The sequence below is a fragment of the Ephemeroptericola cinctiostellae genome, from assembly GCF_003339525.1.
GTDB lineage: Bacteria > Pseudomonadota > Gammaproteobacteria > Burkholderiales > Burkholderiaceae > Hydromonas > Hydromonas cinctiostellae.
On sequence record NZ_CP031124.1, the window covers coordinates 353,414 to 372,381 of the forward strand.

Here is an 18,968-nt window from a genome sequence, read left to right on the forward strand (position 1 = left end):
CAATAAAGACCACCATGAATCCCTATACCGCCATGCTCATTCCCGCTGTTGTCTCAATCTTGGGTGGCGTACTCGCTGTATTTTGGCATCCCACGCGCCACACGCGCAGTTTGATTCAACATTTCGCCGCAGGTGTGGTGCTCGCGGCTTTGGCGGTTGAAGTACTGCCTGAGCTTGGGCGTGAACACGCACCAGGTTGGTTGCTCATCGGCAGCTTCGCAATGGGCTCACTCCTGATGTATGCCATGAAATTGTGGTCCATTCGCATGGAGCAAGCCGCCGAACACGCCCCCGCCTCTGAACAATGGAACTATGGTTTATTGATGGCGACATTCATTGACATCGCCGTGGATGGCTTTATCATCGGTGCAGGCTTCGCCGCCAGCCATGAAACGGGGCTGATTTTGGCACTTGGCCTGTCTGTTGAACTGTTGTTTTTGGGCTTGTCCTTGGTGTCTGAAACCATCAAAGGCTGGCGCGTGGTGCTTATGACCACTTTGCTGGGCGCGGTCGTGCTCAGCAGCACTTTGATCGGTAATTACTTACTCACTGGCGCATCCAATATGACCATCAGTGCGATTTTGGCTTTTGGTGTGTCTGCTTTATTGTATTTGGTCACCGATGAGCTGCTGGTTGAGGCGCATGAGGTTGAAGAAAAACCAGTGTCGACGCTGTGGCTGTTTGCTGGCTTTATGGTCTTTTGGAGCATTCAACTGATGAACACATAATAAGTCCGCTCTTTACATGGCGTTAACATTAACTTTACAAAAGCTTTTTATAATAAGGGTTAATTTAACGCCAGAGGGAGCGCATCATGAGAAAAATAAAACCTTTTTTTATTGGCTTTTTAGTCACACTGAGCGGACTGTGGCTGCTGTCTGACCAAAGCCTGTTTAATCCACCATATCAGTTTTTACCCATGCGCAATGTCTTGATGAATTACACGGGCATCATTGCGATGGGTGTGATGAGCATCAGCATGCTGTTGGCAGTGCGCCCTGCACGTTTTGAGCCGTTTTTTGGCGGCTTGGATAAAATGTACCGTTTGCACAAATGGCTCGGTATCACAGGCTTGGTTTTTTCCATCGTCCATTGGGCGATCAAAGAATCACCCGGCTGGTTGTCAGGCTTGGGTTTGATCGCGCTGCCCAATCGACCCAAAGGCCCACACGCAGGAAGCCAACAAGCAACGGGATCTTCGATTGAACAGTTCTTCCAATCATTGAAACACCCCGCCGAGAGCGTCGGCGAATGGGCGTTTTACATCGCCGTTGTGTTGCTTGCCTTGGCCTTGATCAAAAAATTCCCTTACCGCTATTTCTTTCAAACCCACCGTTTAATGCCTTTGGTTTACTTGGCATTGGTGTTTCATTCGACATTCACGATGAATTTTTCATACTACAGCCAAGTCGTCGGCCCCGTCATGGCGGTGTTGATGATGTCAGGCACGGTGGCGGCAATCATTGTTTTATTTAGAAAAGTGGGCGTTCAACGCAAAGTGGTGGGCGTGATTGAAGGCATCGAACGCTATACTGAAAGCAGTGTGGTGCGGGTCAACATCAAAATCAAAGACCGCTGGGCGGGTCATGAAGCAGGGCAATTTGCATTTGTGAATTTCGATGACAAAGAGGCCGCACATCCATTCACCATCTCATCAGGCTGGAAAGGCGATGGTCATCTGTTTTTCCTGATCAAGGAGCTGGGCGATTACACCAAAACTTTGGCGAGCCAACTCAAAGCAGGGCAAGCAGTGACACTGGAAGGCCCTTATGGTCAATTCACATTCAAAAGCGACAAACCCCGTCAAACTTGGGTCGCAGGTGGCATCGGCATCACCCCATTCATCGCACGCATGCATGCGCTCGCGGCTGAACCTTCACAGCAAAAAGTTGACTTGTTTTTCTGTGTGCCCCATGTGGATGAGCCTGGATTCGCCAAAGCACGTGCGGATGCACAAGCAGCAGGTATCCATTTGCACATCATGGCCGAACCTCTGGACGGTCGTTTGGATGCCAATCGGTTGTGCACCATGGTGCCCGACTGGCAAGATGGTGATGTCTGGTTCTGTGGCCCCGCAGGGTTTGGCGACAGTTTAAGTGAAGCACTGATTAAAAAAGGCCTGCGTCCAGAAGACTTCCATCGAGAGTTGTTTGAAATGCGTTAAACAGCCTCAATCATGGCGCAAGCTGCATTTCAGCACACAAAAAAGTCACAGCGCTGCTGTGACTTTTTTGCATCAACACATGCCAAAGACGTGTCAAGGGCATGCCAAGGACATGCATTTAAAAGCTGGGCTTGCGCTTTTCAAAAAAAGCCGTCATCGCCTCACGTGCATCACCACCTTTTAACAAACGGGCAAATGCCTCGATTTCAACATCCAAGGCAACGCGCAAAGCATCTGAATAGCTTGCCTTGAGCAAACGTTTGGTTTCACGCATGGCAGCAGGGCTTTTTTCTGCGAGGTGATGCGCTTGATGAACCGCATAACGCAAAGCCTCATGGTGTGGCAACAACCGACTGACGATGCGCATGTCGAGCGCTTCTTGTGCCGTAAAGAGCTCGCCAAACATCAGTTTTTCTGCGGCACGCAAATACCCTGCACGTTGTGCCAACAGCAAGCTTGAGCCCCCTTCAGGGCAGAGTGCGAGGTTGATGAATGGCAATTGAAATTTTGCATCATCCGCAGCCACCACAAAGTCTGCATGCAACAACATGGTCACACCAATGCCAACCGCCACGCCATTGACGCTCATCACCAATGGCTTTTTCAAATCCCGCAACGTGTACAAAAATTGAATCACTGGGCTGTCCGTGCCTTTGATGGGATGTTCGAGAAAATCGCTCAAATCATTGCCTGCACAAAACATCTCTGGCAACCCATACAATAAAATCACGCGCACCGCATCATCGGCCTCATACGCACGCAAAACATCCACCATGGATTGATACATGGCGGATGTGAGTGAGTTTTTGCGCTCTGCACGGTTGATTTGAATGTGTCCGACGCGCGCGTCATCAATGTGGTTAAGAATATTCATGGGACTCTTTGACTAAATATAATGAAGAAAATACAAAAAAATAAAAGCCTATTTTTGACCTGCTTTGACTTACGCCGCAAGGTTTGCGGCGACATACAAGCCAACGACACACAACACCCCCACAAACCACACCAAGGAGCGAGGCGTTGCCCAGTTTTTGGCATAACAACACAAATACACCAACCGTGTAGCGATGAATCCACCTGCAAGAACATTGAGGGTTTCTGCAGCGACGTGGTAATGTGTTGCGATGAGCAGCGCAGGAGCGAACATCAACAACGCCTCCCAACTGTTGTTTTGCGCAGCCGACATGCGTTTGGCAAACGTGCCAGGGCGCAGGTTTTCGAGGAAGTCGCGCGGATTGTTGTTGTCGTACTTGCCACCTCGACTTTTGGCGCAAGCAGCCGCAACGATGGGCAAAAATGAAGCCACAAGCAGCATCCAGTGGGCAAATAACATGGCGATCCCCCTATAATGTAGGTACAAATATTTATAACACAACATCGTTAAAAACGTGGAACAAACCCTCGATGACACCTTGGCTTGTTTGAGGTTTTGAGCCCAACTTAACTTTGAGCCCAACTTAAAAACCAGAACAAACATTTACGGTTTTCACACCACCCCAGCAAGAAAAAACGCCACAAACATACCGTGGCGTTTTTCACATCAATAACATTACAGGCGTTCAATGATCCCTGCTGCACCCATGCCCGTGCCCACGCACATGGTCACCATGCCGTAGCGACCACCCGTGCGTTGCAAACCATGCAGCACCGTCGCAGCACGAATTGCACCTGTGGCGCCCAATGGGTGACCCAGTGCAATCGCACCGCCAAGTGGATTGATTTTTGACTCATCCATGCCGAGGTCTTGAATCACGGCCAAGGCTTGCGCTGCAAACGCTTCGTTCAGCTCAATCCAATCCATATCGGACAATTGCAGACCCGCCACTTTCAGTGCCGCAGGAATCGCTTCTTTCGGGCCAATGCCCATGATTTCTGGAGGCACGCCACGCACAGAGAATGATACAAAACGGCCAATCGGCGTTAAGTTGTGCTCTTTCAAAATTTTCTCTGAAACAAGCAACAAAGCACCGGCCCCATCGGACATCTGCGAGCTGTTGCCAGCGGTCACGCTGCCGCGTGCGGCGAACACGGGCTTGAGTTTCGCCAAGGTTTCTGCTGTGGTGTCGGCGCGAGGGCCTTCATCTTGGCTCACGGTGAAACCTTTAGCGCGCAACTCTTGGCTGATTAAATCCACCCCCATGTCGCTCACATCATACGGCGTGATTTCAGCGTTGAAATAACCTGCCGCTTGCGCGGCGAGGGCACGGCGGTGTGATTCTGCGGCAAATGCATCTTGCGCTTCTCGGCTGATGTTCCACTGTTTAGCCACATTTTCAGCGGTCAAACCCATGCCGTAAGCAATGCCAATGTTTTCGTCTTTGCTGAAAATTGCAGGGTTCATGTCGGTCAGAATCGCATTCATCGGCACCATGCTCATGGATTCAGCACCCGCTGCGATCATCACGTCGGCTTGACCCGTGCGAATGCGGTCAGCCGCCATCGCCAATGCCGTCACGCCAGATGCACAATAACGGTTCACCGTCACGCCGCCAATGGTGTTCGGCAAGCCTGCGAAGAGCACGCCCATGCGCGCCATGTTCAAGCCTTGCGGGCCTTGTGGAATGGCGCAGCCCACAATCGCATCCTCGACCAAACTCGGGTCGAGTTGCGGCACTTGCGCCATCACGCTCTTCATCACGTGAGCGAGTAAATCATCGGGTCGGGTGTTTTTAAACACGCCGCGAGGTGCTTTACCTACGGGCGTGCGCGTGGCGGCAACGATGTAGGCTTCTTGTAATTGGGTCATGCGACTCTCCTTCAAAAAAAGTCAAAACCTGCTTTTTTTGGCTGAATGATTAAGATTAGAAATTTTTCGCGGCAAAGCCGCAAAAAATTTGAATAAAAAACGAATAAAAAAGCGTTAATTACGGTTAGTTACGAACAGGTTTACCCGTCGACAACATGCCCATGATGCGCTCTTGTGTTTTGGGATGGCTCAACGCCTCAAGGAAATTTTTTCGCTCCAGTTTCAGCAACCACGCTTCATCCACTGGCGTACCCGCTTCAACACCACCCGCGGTCAAAATATTCGCCACGCGGGTCGCCAATTCACCGTCATATGCAGAAATGAAGCCACCATCACGCATGTTCGCAATGATCGATTGCAAAGTGGCTTGCACCGAAGGCCCCGCTGCGCTGATGTTGGCAGCGGCCAATGGTGGGCGATAACCCGCATCCGCCAATGCCACCGCTTGGCCTTTGGCCACGTGCAACAACTCATGGATATTGAACACCACCGTGTCGGTCTCGGCCAAGAAGCCCAAACTTTGCGCATCACGGGCTGATTTTGAAACTTTCGCCATCGCCACGTTTTGGAACCAAGGTTTAATGAACTCGGTCAAATTGGTGAAGCCATACGCGCCACCCGCTTGTGCAGCACGCAATGCGGCTTCTTTCAAGCCACCGCCCGCGGGTACGAGACCCACGCCCAACTCCACCAAACCAATGTACGTTTCCAAATGCGCCACGCGTGCCGCGCAGTGCATTGGGATTTCACAGCCACCACCCAAAGCCAGACCCGCCATTGCCGCCACCACAGGCACTTGCGCGTATTTGATGCGCATCGCGGTGTTTTGAAATTCTGCGACAAAAGGTTCAACCGCCGCTGCGCCGCCCTTCATGAACAAAGGCATGGCGGCCTGTAAATCCGCACCTGCTGAAAACGGACCACCGCTCAAAGAACCCGTTTGCCAAATGACCAAGCCTTTAAAATCCTGCTCCGCCAATGCGACTGCTTGCTGCAAACCAGCGAGCACGCCAGGGCCAACCGTGTTCATTTTTGATTTAAACGATGCGATCAAAATGCCATCGTTTTGATGCCACAAACGGATCGAATCGTCTTCAAACACCGTCACACCCGCTGTTTTTGGATCAGCGGCTTGTTCACCCACCAATGATGCTGGGAATGCTTGGCGTGCGTACACGGCCAAGGCTGAACGTGGTGTAAAGCCTTTGTTTGCGGGTGAATATGAGCCTGCGGCACTGTGTGCGCCGTCCACTTCAGCCACCCATGTGGGTAAGGGTGCTGTCGAAAGCGCTTTACCCGCAGCGATGTCCTCAGACACCCAATCGGCCACTTGTTTCCAACCTGCGGCTTGCCATGTTTCAAATGGGCCTTCGTTCCAACCAAACCCCCAGCGAATGGCAAAATCAATGTCGCGTGCGTTATCGGCAATTGATTCCAAATGCAAGGCGATGTAATGGAACACATCACGGAAAATGGCCCATAAGAATTGAGCTTGCGGGTGATCGGTTTCGCGCAAAAGTTTCAAACGTTCTGCGGCGGGGCGTTTGAGAATGCGAGCAATGATCTCGTCTGCCGTACCGCCACCCGTGACGTATTCGCCCGTGGCGGGGTTAAGGACTTTGATTTCCTTGCCTTCTTTTTTATAAAAACCAGCGCCTGATTTTTGTCCCAACGCGCCTTTTTCAACCAAGCCCTTGAGCACGGTAGGCACAGGATACACACTGGCAAAAGGATCGTCTTTGAGGTTGTCATCCATGGTTTTGATGACGTGTGCCATGGTGTCCAAACCGACCACATCGGCAGTACGGAATGTGGCTGATTTGGCACGACCGAGTTTTGCACCCGTCAAATCGTCAACCACATCAAACGACAAACCAAATTTTTCTGCTTCAGCCATCACAGCCAAAATAGAAAACACGCCCACACGGTTGGCGATGAAGTTCGGTGTGTCTTTCGCACGCACTACGCCTTTACCCAAGGTGGTGGTGGCGAACGTTTCGAGGTCATCCAATGTTTGGGCGTCGGTGGTGGCCGTTGGAATCAACTCAACCAAATGCATGTAGCGCGGTGGATTGAAAAAATGCACACCGCAAAAGCGTTTTTTCAACTCATCGGAAAAACCATTCGACAGCTCAGTGATGGACAAACCAGAGGTGTTGCTGGCGAAAATCGCATGGGGTGCAAGGTGCGGTGCCACTTTGGCATACAAGGCATGCTTCCAATCCATGCGCTCAGCAATGGCTTCAATCACGAGGTCACATTCGCCGAGCTTGGCCAAGTCGGTTTCATAATTCGCGGCTTGGATAAATGCACCGTGTGCAGCGTTGCCAAACGGGGCAGGGGAGAGTTTTTTCAAACCAGCAAGGGCTTTATTGACGATGCCATTGGCGTCGCCTTCTTTGGCCGCCAAATCAAACAACATCACAGGGACTTTGGCGTTAATCAGGTGCGCTGCGATTTGTGCGCCCATCACGCCTGCGCCAAGTACGGCGACTTTACGGATAACCAAGTTACTCACGTTGTATTTCCTTCACATCCGACCAACATTGGATTAAGTTGATGCTCGATTCCATCGCTTGACCCATTCAAAATCAGGCGAGGGGTTAGTTAAAAAGTAGGGCGGGCATGTCCTGCTCGCCCCACATTGTATGACTTTACGTTGACAATTAACGTACACGCTGCCATGTTTGGTTGCGACCCAAAGCACTGATGCCTTTGTAACCACGAACCACCATGCTGCTGCCGTTGTCTTTCAGGTTCACGCTGTAAGTGTTGCCATTTTTTGGATCTTGAATGCGACCGCCGCCGTACTCATTGTCACCCTCTGATGTGACGCCCCAAAGAATGGTTTGACCGATCAAGTTTTTACCGTGAAATTCGCCTTCGCACACGTCGCAGACATTTGGACCATTCAGCACATCGGCGATGCGACCCACATATTTACCGCCTTCATTGGTGATGCGCACCAATGATTTGGCTTGACCTGTTTTGTCATCGATGGTGCGCCATGTACCCGTTGGATCGGCCATTGCCACGGCAGACACAGTTAAACCTGCGGCGATTAAGCCCAATTTTTGCCATACTTTCATTGCTGTCTCCTGATTATTTAAACATTTTAAAAACATAACTTTTAAACACTTGAATGGTGTGGGTGTGAAGGCCACACGCTATCAACCCGTCACAGTACAACTTGGTTGACACAATTTTGCACGAGCGTTCGAAATTAAAACCCATGCCATCCCTTGCAGCCTTTTGGCTCCACTTAAAAACGACAACCAACCCAGCAACTTAGAACCAATCGTCTTGCATTTCAGCCAACGACGCATTGCCTGCACGGGCTTGACGGATATAACCTGCAGTTTCTGGTAAAAGTTTAGCAAAGTAAAAACGTGCGGTCGCCAATTTCGCTTTGTAAAAGTCATCTTGATTTTGTTTTTCCAAAGCAATCTTAGCCATGCGTGCCCAAAAATACGAGAACACCAAATGCCCAACAACCCGTTGATAGGGCACAGAAGCGGCACCCACTTCATCTTGGTTGGCCATGGCTTTCATGCCAATTTCCATGGTCAATTTTTCAACTTTAACCGCAATGTCACCCAATGGATTAACGAACTCTTGCATGTTCATGTCGATGCCGTTGTCTTCAACAAACGCACGCACGATCGCACCAAAAGCCTTCATTTTCGCGCCCATGTCGCTCAAAATTTTGCGGCCAAGCAAATCAAGGGCTTGAACGCCGTTCGTGCCTTCATAAATTTGGGTGATGCGCGCGTCACGCACATATTGCTCCATGCCCCATTCGGCGATGAATCCATGTCCGCCGTAGACCTGCACGCCATGATTGGTGCATTCAAAAGCATTATCAGTGATGAATGCTTTGATGATCGGCGTGAGCAAGGCCACCATGTCGGCGGCTTCAGCACGCACCGCCTCATCGGGATGCGACAACTCTTTATCGATTTCCAATGCAATCCAGTATGTGAACGCACGCGCACCTTCTGCATACGCACGTTGCGTCAACAACATGCGGCGCACATCGGGGTGCACCAAGATGGGATCGGCTTCTTTGGTGGGTGCTTTTGTGCCAGACAATGAACGCATTTGCAGACGGTCTTTGGCGTAATTGCGGGCATTTTGATAAGAGATTTCGGTCAAGCCCAGACCTTGCATGCCCACGCCCAAGCGCGCGGCATTCATCATGACAAACATGGCTTGCAAGCCTTTGTGGGGTTCGCCAACCAACCAGCCCGCCGCACCATCGAGATTGATGACACATGTCGAATTGCTGTGAATGCCCATTTTGTGCTCAATCGAACCGCATGAGACGGGGTTGCGCGCACCGACAGAACCATCGTCGTTAGGCAAAAATTTAGGGACCACAAACAAAGAAATGCCCTTGGTGCCTTTGGCAGACTCAGGCAGACGAGCCAAAACGAGGTGGATGATGTTGTCCGCCATGTCGTGCTCGCCACTGGAAATAAAGATTTTGGTGCCAGTGATGCTGTAACTGCCGTCGGCTTGTGGTTCTGCTTTGGTACGCAGCAAACCCAAATCAGTACCGCAATGGGGCTCCGTCAAGCACATCGTGCCCGTCCACTCACCCGTTGCAAGCTTGCCCAAGTATTTATTTTTCAGCTCATCCGTACCATGCGCATGCAAAGCCTCGTATGCACCATGGCTCAATCCAGGATACATTGTCCATGCAATATTGGCCGAATTCAGCATTTCATACAACACATTATTCAACGACACAGGCAAACCTTGACCGCCGTACTCAGGATCACATGACAACGCAGGCCAACCCGCTTCCACGTACTGTTTATAAGCTTCTTTGTAACCTTTGGGCGTGGTCACGACCGTGTCATTCCAATGGCAACCTTCTTGGTCACCCGATTGGTTTAGAGGGAAGATCACGTCCGATGCAAACTTACCCGCTTCTTCAATGACGGCATTGATTGTGTCCACATCCAAGTCTGCATGTGCAGGCAAGGTTTTTAATGTGGATTCAACATCCAGCATTTCGTGCAATACAAACTGCATGTCCCGCAGTGGTGGTACGTATGAACCCATGATACTTGTCTCCAATGTTATGTTGCGCAGCAAGGAGAGGGTTCATACGGTGCTTCCACCTCTGGATTAACGCAACATGATGTCATGATGCCATTCAACCCCACCCAAACCTAAGCCACACGTTGGTACTGATTTAAAATTCTTTCAAACACCTGCCGAATCATGTCCGAACCATTGTTGCGCGCCATCAAGCGTGCACTGTGGTGGAATCCCAAGGCCAAGCCATACAATTCGAAAATCACCAAATCAACAGGCGTATCTTCCCGCAATTCGCCCGTCTCAATGGACTGGCGAATGGCGCGTTCCAATTCTTTTTCCCAGCCTTCGATCATGCCGACCAATTCATCGCGAACAGGACCAGGGCGATCGTCATATTCCACACCACCAGAAATATACAAGCAACCTTGCTCATTCTCATGACCAAGACGGGTGAACCAATTGCCTAAAATTGCTTTTAAGCGCAACAAGCCGCGTGGTTCAGTCACCGCAGGCTTAAGAATGTCGGCCAAAAAACGAACCTCATACTCTTTCAACGTTGCAATCAGCAGCTCTTCCCGTGAACCAAAATGTGAGAACACGCCACTTTTACTCATGCTTAAACGATCAGCCAAAATACCAATCGTCACACCTTCCAAGCCATCTCGTGCAGCCACTTCCAGTGCCACATCCAAAATCGCTGCGCGGGTTTGTTCACCTTTGCGTACAGCAGGGCGTTCGTTTGATGTCATATTATTGACGATAGCCATTACTTCACTCCAACAAAATCGAACGTTCGTTCTATTTTCAAGAAAACTTCACTCTGTGTCAATAGGTGCTTGTAAAAAAATCTTGTTTTTTTAAATTTAAGCGCTGCATTTTCAAAAATACGACGCTTTATTTCCAAAGCCCTAGACATTTTTGGATATTAACCTAAATCCAGCAGGGGAAAACAAATTTTTGTTTGTTTATTGCCCCGTCCCGCATTCGCTTCAAAAACAATGTAGCCGACGTAAAAAAAACCGCAAAATTTGCGGTTTTTTTTACGGTGTTCACACCCCATCGGGGATGGGATGTGCTAAACGCCCGTCTGCACTTGAGCATATACATCATCGGGCATCACTTCTTGACCTATCAATCGTGCGACGGCATTTTGAGCGGCCTTCGCCAGCTCATGGCGCGCTGAAAATTGCGCCGCAGGGATCACCGCCCCATACCGTGCATGAGCTGTCACGCCGCCACTGGATGCAATTTGCCATAAGCTGCTCATCAAACTGGTGTCCCCCTCGTACGCGGCATGGGGGGTGTACAATCCATTTTGGGTATACGTCACCCCCAATGGATACAAATGCATTTCGTTGTCAATCGCGGGCTGAAACAAATTGCTTTTAAACGGCAAAATATACGTCCCATTCGTCGTCGTGCCTTCAGGATACAAACCGACCAAATCACCGTTTTTAGCCGCAGCAGAGATTTCACGGTTGGTGCTGGTGATGGCATGGCGATTGCCCCGCTCAACGTACAGTGTGCCCACACTCGACACCAAAATACCAATGACAGGCCAATCCCGGACTTCAGATTTGGCAATAAAACGCACAGGCTGAACCGCATTGGCGACAAAAATATCAATCCACGACGAATGGTTGCCCACCAACATGCCACGCATGGGCAAGCGAGCCGGCGGGTTATCCACCGACAAACGCACACCAAGGATCACCAACAAACAACGCGACCATGTTCGAATCAAATGCTGACGGGTTGCCCAACTGAAAAAACGAAACAACACCATGGTTAAAAACAAACCCAACAGCACATACAATACAAACAAAACCAGACGCACTGGCGCAGAAATTAGACCGATTAACCTCATATTTTCCCTTAAAAATGCCCAAAGAACGCAAGCCTCAACCAACACAAAACGCCAAGCCAATTATTTTTTCGGTCGTGCCAACCACTCGTGACCTTTGAGCATCAAATGCCAATACAAGAAGGGGAATAAGAACTTTTTCATATACCAACCCGAAGCCCGAGGCATGGTCGGATCCCCACCAAACGTCGGCATCAGCTTACCATTGTAGCCAAACTCTGCCAAAATCAGCTTGCCATTACCCACCGTAATCGGACATGCACTGTAACCATCATACGCCATCGGCAACGGGCGATTCATGCGCACTGCCAATAAATTTTCTGCGAGAACCACCACTTGTTTACGAATCGCTGCAGCCGTTTTTGAGTTTGGCGCACTCATGGCGTCTCCCAAGCCAAAGACATTGGGAAAACGTGTGTGCCGCAAGGTGACCTGATCCACCTCAACCCAGCCATCGGCATTCGCCAATGGGCTGTTTTTTACAAAAGCATGGGGCTGTTGTGGCGGCACCACATGCAACATGTCAAACGATTTTTCAATGCGCTCTGGATGACCATCTGCACCTTTGCGCTCAAACCAAGCTTTTTTCGCAACACCATCAACAGCAACCAAGTTTGAACCCAAATTAACCTCAGCATTGTAGGTTTGCATTTGTTTCATCAAGTTTGGAATGAAGTCGGCCACGCTAAACAATGCACCACCTGCATTGTGAAACTCAATGTGGATGTTGTTCAAACATGCCCGCTTTTGCCAGTGCGCCGCCGACAAATACAAAGCCTTTTGTGGTGCCCCCGCACACTTGATCGGCACCATCGGCTGAGTGAACAAAGCCACCCCCGCTTTAAGTGATTTCACACACTCCCATGTGTACGGTGCTAAATCGGCACGATAATTCGATGTCACCCCATTTTTACCCAGCGCATCCACCAGTCCAGGAATCGCATCCCACAACAAGGCCAAACCAGGCGCGACCACCAACTGTTGGTACGTCACCACCTCGCCACCTTCGCATGTCAATTGGCTGTTTTCGGGCTGAAAACTCGCCACTGCCGCACGAATCCATTTGGCCTTCGCAGGCATCACCGCATGCATGTTGCGCACCGTTTTTTGCACATCAAACTCACCTGCCCCAACCAAAGTCCAAGCAGGTTGATAAAAATGTCGATCCGATGGCTCAATAATGGCCACATCGAGGTTGGGTTGGCGCTTAAGCAAACTGGCCGCCAAAGCAATTCCCCCTGAACCACCACCCACAATCACCACATCGTGATGACGCTGCGCTGATTCACCCGCACCCTTATCCACTGCGGATGCCTGTGCTACCGATGCCGTTAAATCAGGACTTTTTTTTTGAGTGGCCACATCGTCTGTCGATGCGCTTGACACCGCGGGCACATTAACCAACGTCAAATCATGCGGATTGAGCAACCCCATCGCCATCGCCGCTTGGAAAATATTAGTTGAACGCGTGCCCGTACGACAAAAAGCCAGCACAGGCTTCTCGGCCTGCCCCACCAAAGCAGCAAACTCTTCAACCAAAGCTTGAGTCACTTGCGACGGGGAAAAAGGTTGTGCAATATAATTCAAGCCAGCCGCACGCGCCGCCTCACCTACCGCATCCGCAGTCGGCTGATCAGAGCCACCTTCATAATCGGGGCGGTTGTTAATCACTGTTTTAAAGCCCTCTTGAGCCACCAAAGCCATGTCCTCAGGAGACGCCTGAGGTGCAGTTGCAAAAAGCGGGCTGTGCGCCGTAATAGAAATTCCCATGTCATCCCTCAATTATTTTTAAACATATCCAAAGCACAGTGCTTCATTTCAACACCATACCCAGACAATACCGATGCAAACAGATCCAGTACAACCCATCAATGAGCTTCATTGTAAAGGAATTGATTTCATTAAACAACGCACAAAAAACACAGCCGTCAGCGAAAAATCAAAACCACAGTTATAATCCAATCTCTATACAATCATCAATTAACCATTCCATCCAACAACCCAAAAAGGACCCATCATGGCTCAAGTATTGTTACGCGGCACCCCTGTGAACACATCTGGCGAATTGCCTGCAATTGGCAGTGCAGCCCCCGCATTTAATTTAACCAACAACAAACTCGAAAAAATCAGCCTTGCAAGTTTGGCGGGGCAAAAAGTTGTCATCAGCATTTTCCCATCAATTGACACACCCACATGTGCAACTTCAACACGCAAATTCAATGAACAAGCCGCAGCGAAAGAGGGCGTTACCGTCGTCACAGTGTCCGAAGATTTACCATTCGCCTTGGGTCGCTTCTGCGGTGCTGAAGGCATCGACAACGTTCACACTTTATCGGCATTTCGTTCATCATTCGGTCAAGATTATGGCGTTGAACTGACTGAAAGCGCATTGGCGGGTTTAACGGCGCGCGCAGTCGTTGTCGTCAATGAAGCAGGCACAGTGGTCTACACGGAGTTGGTCAATAACGTGTCTGACGAACCGAACTACGAAGCCACATTGGCTGCACTGGCTTGAACTGCAACAAACATCAAGCTAAAGCATTAAAAAAGCCCTGCACATGCAGGGCTTTTTTGATCTAACAACCCAAAGGGTTGATTAGAATGAGTGACGCATACCAACGTCCCACAATTTTGCTTTTGCAGAACCACCAGCAACAAAGTTAGTTTTACGATAACCCGCATTTGCGAAAAGTTCTGTGCGTTTGCTTAAAGAATGAATGTAGCCCAAACCAAAGCGTTGTTCTTTGCTATAGCCATTGATTTTGTCATTCAAGTAATTGACATACACTTTATCAGCTGGCGTAACCATTGCACTGATCGTTGTGTGAATGCGACGCTCTTTACCACTTGGAGACAATGCATTAGCAGCACCCAATTTAGCAGAAGCATAAGACAAAGCAATCGACACAGGGTTGAATGTGAATTTAGTACCGACACCCCATTCGTTTTTAACAGCAGAAGCATCATTATCCGCTTGGTAGCCCAAACCAAACACCCAGTTTGGATTCACACGATAAGCACCTGTCAAACCGTATGACGCTTTAGTACCAGAGACGCCTTCAGTTGTATTCCCAGCATAACCACCTTTGGTCGTCGCACCCGCATGAACCACTAAACCATTATTGGCGTTCATGCCATTGTAATCGTAGTAAGCACCGTTTGCCCAGTTACCCGCTGAAGACTTCCAGCCCAAGCCACTGGCCAAATGGTCATCACTGTAACCAAAACGATCCATTGGAGAAGCAGAACGACCAAAGTACAATGCATGCATGCCATTGGCAAAACTCAAACCCACAACAGATTTTTCACCGAAGAAATTACTGCCATTGCTTGCGCCTGTGTCTGCATCAAATTTTGCTTCCAAATGAGCAAAAGCAGCCATGCCATTACCTAAATCTTCGTTTACTTTGATGCCCACGCGAGACTCACCTGCAGCACCTTGCAGAACGCTCAAACCATCGCCTGTGGCACTTTGGTATGCCGTTTCAACTTTGCCATACAAAGTTACACTTGATGCCGCTTGAGCCACACCTGTTGCTGCAGTCAATACAGCCAATGCCAATAATGATTTTTTCATTTTGTCTTCCTCACATAATCGAGAATATTGTAATAGTGAACCAGATAACCCCTGCTACCCAGCCCCGCCACTTGTCACATAAAAGTAACAAACCGACGTCTCATTATTGATGGATTGTGTATTTTTGTCCAGCTAAAACAACAAAGTCACGACTTTAGCCTGTACTTTAACTACAATTTGTATCATTTATGCAAAAGACTTTTTCAAAAAAACACCTTAAACGCCGATTATATGTCTGTTATTTAAAAAAATAAAAAAAGCCCCTAAAAAGGGGCTTTTTTATTTCCATTTAAAACTGGCTAAGCCAGCATTAAATTAGAATGCGTGACGCATAGCAACGCTGTAGTCGTAACCGCTGACCAATTCGCCAGTCAATGAAGTGCGTTTGTTGCGTGCAACTTCACCGTATACACTTGTACGTTTGCTCAATGCATGGTTGTAACCCAAACCGTATGCAGTAACTGCAGACGCGTTAGTTACTTTAACACGGTTGTATTGTGCATAAACAGTATCATTTGAAGTTACAGCACCAGAAACAAAAGCATTGATTGTTTTAGTGTGTGTAGATGTGCCGTCAGCTTTTTGATCAGCATAAGAAGCACCCAAAGTCACTGGATTGAACGTGTAAGAAGCTGCAACGCCCCATTCTTTAGTCAATGCAACGCCATCACGTTGGTATGCAGCACCCAAACCGAAGTTGTTTGCAGAGTATTTAGCATACAAACCATAGCCAATTTTACCAGTGCCTTCAGTTGCGTTACCAGAGTCACCACCTTTAGTAGAAACGTTTGCACCAGCAGTCAAACCACCCATAGAGTAGTCATAGAAAGCAGAGTTGCTGTGACGAGTAGCAGAAGCGTAGTTAGAGAAGCCCAATGCACGTTCGCCGATAACGAAATCACCCAAGCCGTTTTCTAAAGCAGCTGTAGCGCGGCCAAAACGAACTGAACCGAAGTTACCTTTCAAACCAACAGTTGATTCACGATCAAACATGTCTTTCGCGTATGAACCTGTATCGCCATTGAAACGACCTTCTAATTTGAAAGTAGCAGCCAAGCCATTACCCAAATCTTCTTGGCCTTTGATGCCAAAGCGAGACATGTTTGTATTTGCTGTACCGTTGTCTTGAGTCACGCTTTTACCATCATGGTGAGCACTTTCGTAACCAACGTCCATACGGCCATACATAGTTACACTTGAAGCTGCGTTCGCTGCACCAGCAGCAGATGCCAAAACGGCCAAAGCCAATAATGATTTTTTCATTTGTCTATCCCCAGAAAAGTTAAACTTAATCTGCCAAATTCAAAAATGAACTTGACTGCTCCTTACAGAGCACTGCGATACGTCGTTCCTCAACAGCGCATCGATGTGTTCATTATTCTACTGGTCTATCCTTTTGTCCACCTTTTATGACGCAGCCGCAGCAAACATTCGACATAAAAACAACAAAACGTCGCATTAATGCAACGTTTTGCCCCAACAAAGCACAGCCAATAAAAAACGCGACCCCAAGGTCGCGTTTTTTCGTATAAGCATTGAAATTAAAAATTGTGGCGCAATGCGAGATCCCAAGTAGTTGCTTTGGTGTTTGCAACAGTGTCTTTCGTGCGTGCAACGTCTGCATAAATTGAAGTGCGTTTGCTCAATGTGTGGATGTAACCCAAGCCATACGCCGTTTGACGTTTGTAGGCGGCGGTCACAGCACCCACTGTGTTTTTACGGCGATCATTGCGATAAATCAAATTAATCGTATCGTCTGCGGTGGCTGCGATCGAAGCAGAAGCCTCCCAAATGCGTGATTTGGCTTTGCTACCGACAACATTGTCATTGCCTTGTGCGTAAGACACACCCAAAGTCACTGGGTTGATTTTATAGCTCAGCGCTGCACCAAACTCTTTTGCAATGGTTTTCGCGGCTTTTTTACCATCGGCTTGGTAAGCCAAGCCCACCGTCAAACCATTGGCAGAATATTTACCATAAGCACCGAATGCTGGCTTTTGGCCGATCACGCCATCGTCTGTTGAACCGCTTTGACCTTCGTTGTAGCTGCCTTTGGTTGTGACGTCGGCACCAAATTCATAAGGGCCGTTGGCGTATGTGTAGAACAAACCGTTGCTGTGACGCGTTGCAGATGCGTAGGCTTGCAAATCAGTTGCGCGGCGACCCACGTTAACGAAAGCAATACCGCGATCCATCATGGAAATGGAACGACCCAAACGAACATGACCAAAACTGCCTTTCAGGCCAACAGTTGACTCACGGTCAAAAAAGCTACGATTTGCTGTTTTAGCACCCGTGTCCAAATCAAAACGGCCTTCCAATTGGAAAGTTGCGGCCAAGCCATTGCCCAAGTCTTCTTGACCTTTGATGCCAAGACGTGTTTCACCGCCACCAGACTGCATCAAGCTTGAGCCCGTGGTTTTAGAGTAAGCCACGTCTGCACGACCATACATGGTCACACTTGAAGCGGCTTGTGCTGCACCTGCTGTTGCACCCAAAACGACCAACGCCAATACACTTTTTTTCATTTTTTGCTCCTAGGTTAAAATTTTTTAGGGTGCACGTCATCACCACAACTTAATCTCTCTGATATTCACAAACCCTCTGCAAACGTGTTTCTTTTGTTGTGTCGATTATAGTCAGCGTTTGTGACGAACAGTTTACTTTTTGACAATTTGTACAAAACATGTAGACATAAAAACAACACTTGGTTTTTATCAAAGAAGACACAATTACTTAATTTTTTACAAAAACAATATTTATTTCTGTTAAATCAAAAAATCATTCAAACTAAACCCTAAAAAAACAAACCACTTCAAAACAAATCTATTTTTTCTCTAAAAAACAACACCCGATCCAACATCAAACACACAAATGGCGTCAAGCATCCCAAGCCAACTTAAACAAATGCAAGAGTTCAACTGGAGAGCGCACGATGCAATCCGACAACCAAGTGGAAACCTCTTCATCCTCACAATAGCCATAGGCCGCAGCAATGGCCGTCATATAACCTGCCGCACGCGCTGACTGTATGTCCCTCAGATCGTCCCCAACATAAACCAATCTGTCCGCAGGTAAACCCATCTGCTCGGCAGCGTAAAGTAGGGGCAAAGGGTGTGGCTTGGCTTGTGCGGTTGTGTCTCCACTCACAACGACTGCGGCACGCGAACTCAAACCCAAAGCACGCACCAATGAATCAGTAAAGCGCATGTGCTTATTGGTGACAACACCCCATGGAATGGCATGCGCCTCCAACCAAGCAAGCAGCCCTTCAACGCCATCAAAAAGCTTTGAATGAACACAATTGTGTGATGCGTAATAGTCCAAAAATTCGCCCTGCAATCGGCCAAAATCAGGATCATTTGGCACAACACCCAGACCTGCACCCAGCAAGCCTCGCGCGCCCAGCGAGGCATAAGGTCGCAACTGTTCTAAAGGCAAATCTGGCAAGCCTCGCCTGACCCGCAAAGCATTAACAGCAGCAGCCAAATCTGGAGCAGAATCAACAAGTGTGCCATCCAAATCAAACAGCACACCCAAAGGCTTACTTGGAAAATGATAATCCATC

16 protein-coding genes are annotated in these 18,968 nt (G+C 48.8%); 3 read left to right on the forward strand and 13 right to left on the reverse strand.

The features are described from left to right. Positions 1 to 14 precede the first annotated feature (14 nt). Together DTO96_RS01790 and DTO96_RS01795 are read left to right on the forward strand one after the other, a co-directional pair. Positions 15 to 728: a ZIP family metal transporter gene (locus DTO96_RS01790; protein ID WP_114561925.1), complete on the forward strand. Its 714-nt coding sequence runs from the start codon at positions 15 to 17 to the stop codon at positions 726 to 728. An 86-nt stretch (positions 729 to 814) separates the two neighbouring features. Beyond that, on the forward strand, positions 815 to 2,164 hold the full coding sequence (locus DTO96_RS01795) for a ferredoxin reductase family protein (protein WP_114561926.1): 1,350 nt from the start codon (positions 815 to 817) through the stop codon (positions 2,162 to 2,164). A 118-nt stretch (positions 2,165 to 2,282) separates the two neighbouring features. Here the strand turns inward: DTO96_RS01795 and DTO96_RS01800 are convergent, their stop codons facing one another. The 9 genes from DTO96_RS01800 to DTO96_RS01840 form a co-directional block, all read right to left on the reverse strand. Then, positions 2,283 to 3,038 carry an enoyl-CoA hydratase gene (locus tag DTO96_RS01800; protein WP_114561927.1) on the reverse strand — a complete coding sequence of 252 codons (756 nt, stop codon included), beginning with the start codon at positions 3,036 to 3,038 and terminating at the stop codon, positions 2,283 to 2,285. A gap of 69 nt (positions 3,039 to 3,107) precedes the next feature. Further along, entirely contained in the window at positions 3,108 to 3,497 is a 390-nt protein-coding gene (locus DTO96_RS01805) for an MAPEG family protein (protein ID WP_114561928.1), read from the reverse strand. A gap of 216 nt (positions 3,498 to 3,713) precedes the next feature. After that, entirely contained in the window at positions 3,714 to 4,910 is a 1,197-nt protein-coding gene (locus tag DTO96_RS01810; protein ID WP_114561929.1) for an acetyl-CoA C-acyltransferase, read from the reverse strand. A gap of 124 nt (positions 4,911 to 5,034) precedes the next feature. Next, a complete protein-coding gene (locus tag DTO96_RS01815; protein ID WP_114561930.1) occupies positions 5,035 to 7,428 on the reverse strand; it encodes a 3-hydroxyacyl-CoA dehydrogenase/enoyl-CoA hydratase family protein in 2,394 nt (797 codons plus the stop codon). A gap of 148 nt (positions 7,429 to 7,576) precedes the next feature. Continuing rightward, a complete protein-coding gene (locus tag DTO96_RS01820) occupies positions 7,577 to 7,999 on the reverse strand; it encodes a DUF2147 domain-containing protein (RefSeq protein ID WP_114561931.1) in 423 nt (140 codons plus the stop codon). Positions 8,000 to 8,198: 199 nt separating this feature from the next. Next, entirely contained in the window at positions 8,199 to 9,980 is a 1,782-nt protein-coding gene (locus tag DTO96_RS01825) for an acyl-CoA dehydrogenase C-terminal domain-containing protein (RefSeq protein ID WP_114561932.1), read from the reverse strand. 110 nt (positions 9,981 to 10,090) lie between these two features. Then, positions 10,091 to 10,726 (reverse strand): TetR/AcrR family transcriptional regulator, encoded by a 636-nt coding sequence (locus tag DTO96_RS01830; protein WP_114561933.1) that lies wholly within the window; start codon positions 10,724 to 10,726, stop codon positions 10,091 to 10,093. A gap of 308 nt (positions 10,727 to 11,034) precedes the next feature. Next, the gene (locus DTO96_RS01835) at positions 11,035 to 11,826 is read right to left on the reverse strand and encodes a lysophospholipid acyltransferase family protein (protein ID WP_114561934.1); all 792 of its coding nucleotides are present in this window, start codon (positions 11,824 to 11,826) and stop codon (positions 11,035 to 11,037) included. Positions 11,827 to 11,886: 60 nt separating this feature from the next. Further along, positions 11,887 to 13,593 carry a bifunctional protein tyrosine phosphatase family protein/NAD(P)/FAD-dependent oxidoreductase gene (locus DTO96_RS01840; protein WP_114561935.1) on the reverse strand — a complete coding sequence of 569 codons (1,707 nt, stop codon included), beginning with the start codon at positions 13,591 to 13,593 and terminating at the stop codon, positions 11,887 to 11,889. Positions 13,594 to 13,840: 247 nt separating this feature from the next. Here DTO96_RS01840 and tpx point away from each other — a divergent pair, with 247 nt between their 5' ends. Beyond that, positions 13,841 to 14,338 (forward strand): thiol peroxidase, encoded by a 498-nt coding sequence (tpx, locus tag DTO96_RS01845; RefSeq protein WP_114561936.1) that lies wholly within the window; start codon positions 13,841 to 13,843, stop codon positions 14,336 to 14,338. Between the two features lie 81 nt (positions 14,339 to 14,419). On the opposite strand, the gene DTO96_RS01850 is transcribed toward tpx, so the two are convergent. From DTO96_RS01850 to gph, 4 genes are all read right to left on the reverse strand, one after another. Next, positions 14,420 to 15,400: a porin gene (locus DTO96_RS01850; RefSeq protein ID WP_114561937.1), complete on the reverse strand. Its 981-nt coding sequence runs from the start codon at positions 15,398 to 15,400 to the stop codon at positions 14,420 to 14,422. Between the two features lie 315 nt (positions 15,401 to 15,715). Then, on the reverse strand, positions 15,716 to 16,663 hold the full coding sequence (locus tag DTO96_RS01855; protein WP_114561938.1) for a porin: 948 nt from the start codon (positions 16,661 to 16,663) through the stop codon (positions 15,716 to 15,718). A gap of 278 nt (positions 16,664 to 16,941) precedes the next feature. Further along, the gene (locus DTO96_RS01860; RefSeq protein WP_114561939.1) at positions 16,942 to 17,928 is read right to left on the reverse strand and encodes a porin; all 987 of its coding nucleotides are present in this window, start codon (positions 17,926 to 17,928) and stop codon (positions 16,942 to 16,944) included. 352 nt (positions 17,929 to 18,280) lie between these two features. Next, positions 18,281 to 18,967 carry a phosphoglycolate phosphatase gene (gene gph / locus DTO96_RS01865; RefSeq protein WP_114561940.1) on the reverse strand — a complete coding sequence of 229 codons (687 nt, stop codon included), beginning with the start codon at positions 18,965 to 18,967 and terminating at the stop codon, positions 18,281 to 18,283. Between the last annotated feature and the right edge of the window lies 1 nt (position 18,968).

What these genes read in the sequence shown, in the direction of transcription:
- DTO96_RS01790 (WP_114561925.1), top strand. Translation starts at nt 15, where the DNA reads ATGAATCCCTATACCGCCATGCTCATTCCCGCTGTTGTCTCAATCTTG.
- DTO96_RS01795 (WP_114561926.1), top strand. Translation starts at nt 815, where the DNA reads ATGAGAAAAATAAAACCTTTTTTTATTGGCTTTTTAGTCACACTGAGC.
- DTO96_RS01800 (WP_114561927.1), bottom strand. Translation starts at nt 3,038, where the DNA reads ATGAATATTCTTAACCACATTGATGACGCGCGCGTCGGACACATTCAA.
- DTO96_RS01805 (WP_114561928.1), bottom strand. Translation starts at nt 3,497, where the DNA reads ATGTTATTTGCCCACTGGATGCTGCTTGTGGCTTCATTTTTGCCCATC.
- DTO96_RS01810 (WP_114561929.1), bottom strand. Translation starts at nt 4,910, where the DNA reads ATGACCCAATTACAAGAAGCCTACATCGTTGCCGCCACGCGCACGCCC.
- DTO96_RS01820 (WP_114561931.1), bottom strand. Translation starts at nt 7,999, where the DNA reads ATGAAAGTATGGCAAAAATTGGGCTTAATCGCCGCAGGTTTAACTGTG.
- DTO96_RS01825 (WP_114561932.1), bottom strand. Translation starts at nt 9,980, where the DNA reads ATGGGTTCATACGTACCACCACTGCGGGACATGCAGTTTGTATTGCAC.
- DTO96_RS01830 (WP_114561933.1), bottom strand. Translation starts at nt 10,726, where the DNA reads ATGGCTATCGTCAATAATATGACATCAAACGAACGCCCTGCTGTACGC.
- DTO96_RS01835 (WP_114561934.1), bottom strand. Translation starts at nt 11,826, where the DNA reads ATGAGGTTAATCGGTCTAATTTCTGCGCCAGTGCGTCTGGTTTTGTTT.
- DTO96_RS01840 (WP_114561935.1), bottom strand. Translation starts at nt 13,593, where the DNA reads ATGGGAATTTCTATTACGGCGCACAGCCCGCTTTTTGCAACTGCACCT.
- tpx (WP_114561936.1), top strand. Translation starts at nt 13,841, where the DNA reads ATGGCTCAAGTATTGTTACGCGGCACCCCTGTGAACACATCTGGCGAA.
- DTO96_RS01850 (WP_114561937.1), bottom strand. Translation starts at nt 15,400, where the DNA reads ATGAAAAAATCATTATTGGCATTGGCTGTATTGACTGCAGCAACAGGT.
- DTO96_RS01855 (WP_114561938.1), bottom strand. Translation starts at nt 16,663, where the DNA reads ATGAAAAAATCATTATTGGCTTTGGCCGTTTTGGCATCTGCTGCTGGT.
- DTO96_RS01860 (WP_114561939.1), bottom strand. Translation starts at nt 17,928, where the DNA reads ATGAAAAAAAGTGTATTGGCGTTGGTCGTTTTGGGTGCAACAGCAGGT.
- gph (WP_114561940.1), bottom strand. Translation starts at nt 18,967, where the DNA reads ATGGATTATCATTTTCCAAGTAAGCCTTTGGGTGTGCTGTTTGATTTG.